The following is a 2,304-nucleotide window of genomic DNA, read 5'->3' as shown; positions in this document are numbered from 1 at the left end:
CGACAACGACGAGTCGGCGGCCCTGACCGGAATCACGAGCGCTGGACTGAACGGTGAGCCGGGATGAACGCCACGCAACGGGCCGGACCGGGCCAACGACCCCGGTGCCGGCACTCCCCTGGAGGTGTTGCAGGTGAGGACGACCGAGGACGTACAGGTCGCCTGCGGTTCGCCGTCATCTCGTCACCTGCTCCACCGACCTCATCAGCATCACCCGACACTCAAGAGGAAAGCCCATGACCGTAACAACTCGATCGGCTGCCGTTCAACAGGTTCCTATCACCACCTTGATCATGGCCAGGTCAACGGGTGAAACGTCGCGTGGTTATCCAGCGTGATCTGGGGGGGCCGAAGGCTGCGATGCAAATCGAGGGCCCTCGGCCCTTACCGGCCGCTCAGTGCTGAATCGTGAACGGCTGTCGAATTGAAGAATCCACTTGTCCGGAGGCTGCCACATGTGTGATAACCCGATAGTCAGCAAAGCTGACAACCGGTACGGTGACGTTCGATGTGCTCGACCCGGGCGCAACAGAACTGCGCCGGGTGAGCGGACGACCGCGGTGGAGGTGATCGCGGGCAGCGAGGAGAAGATGCGTAAACGCGACCTCGTCTCCACCCAGGGTTCGCCCGACAACGGCACCTTCGAGGTGCAACACGACGAAGGCACGCCGATGGGAGGTGGCGAGTCAGCACCCCCGCCCCTCGCCGTCGGGGTGGCGTTCTGGGCACCCACACACGTCACCGAGTACACCCAGGCAACCAAGATAAGGGTCGACGACGCTCGCATCGAGCTGGAGCCGGGGTCGGCGACCAGCGTAACCCCACGCAGTATGCCCTCGGTGCCTCACGAAACGATGGCCCGCGAAACTACTGGATACTGCGGGGGCATGGGAAACGAGTCGTCGACGGCCACTCGTGCCGAGGTGACGCACAAGTACGCCAAGGCGTACGCGGCAGCGAGCAAGAAGGACCGGGGCCGAATGCTCGATGAGGTGGTCTCGGTCACAGGCTGGTCCCGGGACAACGCCCGTCGGCGGCTCGTCGCGGCATCCAAGACGCCGCCGGGACCGGGTCGGGCGGTGGCCACGCCGGTACGCAAGCCGCGGGCACCGAAGTTCTCCTATGATGCGCGTATGGTTCTGCAGAAGGTGTGGGCCGCCTCTGGCGGGCAGTGCGGCAAGTACCTGGCGGTCTCCATGCGCGCCCACTTGGACGCCTTAGAGCGCCACGGTGAGCTGACCCACGGGAGCGATCGCTACAGTCGCGCGGTGCGCACCGAGTTGCTGGCGATGAGCGCGGCCTCGATCGACCGCTACCTGGCCTCAGCCAAGGCCAAGGACGCCATCGGTGGGAACTCGACCACCAAGCCCTCGCCGCCGCTACGCTCAAGCATCGCCACGCGCCGCGCATGGGACGAGGTCGAGGACGAGCCGGGGTTCTTCGAGTGCGAGATCATCGCACACCGCGGGCCCACGCTCACGGGCGAGTTCGCGCGCACGGTGAACCTGACCGATGTGCACACCGGCTGGGTCTTCACCCACACCATCCGCAATAACGCGCACACGACCCACATTCTGGCTTCGCTACAGGCCGCGGTGGATGCAATCCCTTGTGCGGTAACAGGACTCGATTTCGACAACGGCGGCGAATTCCTCAACCATGCCTTGATCGACTGGGCCGCCGAACGCCTGATCTACATCGCCCGGTCCCGGCCATACAAGAAGAAGGACCAGGCCACCGCCGAGTCCAAGAAAAACCACCTGGTGCGCAAGTACGCCTTCGACTACCGCTACGACACCCCCGAGGAGCGCGCCGTCTTGGCACGGTTGTGGCCACTGGTCAATGACCGGCTCAACTACCTGACCCCTACAAAGAAGCCGATCGGGTACGGCAGCGACCGCAACGGACGCCGCACCCGCCTGTACGACCCACCGCGCACGCCCTTCGATCGGCTCCTGACGGCGAGGGTCATGGCCCCCGCACAAGAAGCCGAGCTGACTGCCTACCGCGACACGCTCAACCCCGCCGAACTGGCCCGCCGGATCGACGACCTGCAAGACCGACTGGCCCGACTCGCCAAGAACAAGACCGAACAGCTCTACTTGGCCGATTCCCCCTCAAGGCTGCCCGACGTCCACCGCGGAATCCTCATCCCAGCCAGCTGACCACCACCCACTTTCGCGGGCAACGACCACGTGAGGCACGGTCCAACCTTCGCGGGCAACGACCACGTGAGGCACGGTCCAACCTTCGCGGGCAACGACCACGTGAGGCACTACTCGCATTGTCGGCGGAGTCGTTCCA

1 protein-coding gene is annotated in these 2,304 nt (G+C 65.0%); it reads left to right on the top strand.

All coding sequences use genetic code 11. From position 1 onward, the window contains the following. Positions 1-560 precede the first annotated feature (560 nt). Positions 561-2,165 (top strand): transposase family protein, encoded by a 1,605-nt coding sequence (locus tag CQ020_RS24640; protein ID WP_258142187.1) that lies wholly within the window; start codon positions 561-563, stop codon positions 2,163-2,165. The last annotated feature ends 139 nt before the right edge of the window (positions 2,166-2,304 follow it).

This window comes from Arthrobacter sp. MYb23, from assembly GCF_002979775.1.
GTDB lineage: Bacteria > Actinomycetota > Actinomycetes > Actinomycetales > Micrococcaceae > Arthrobacter.
This window is presented reverse-complemented; position numbering and strand designations above follow the sequence as displayed.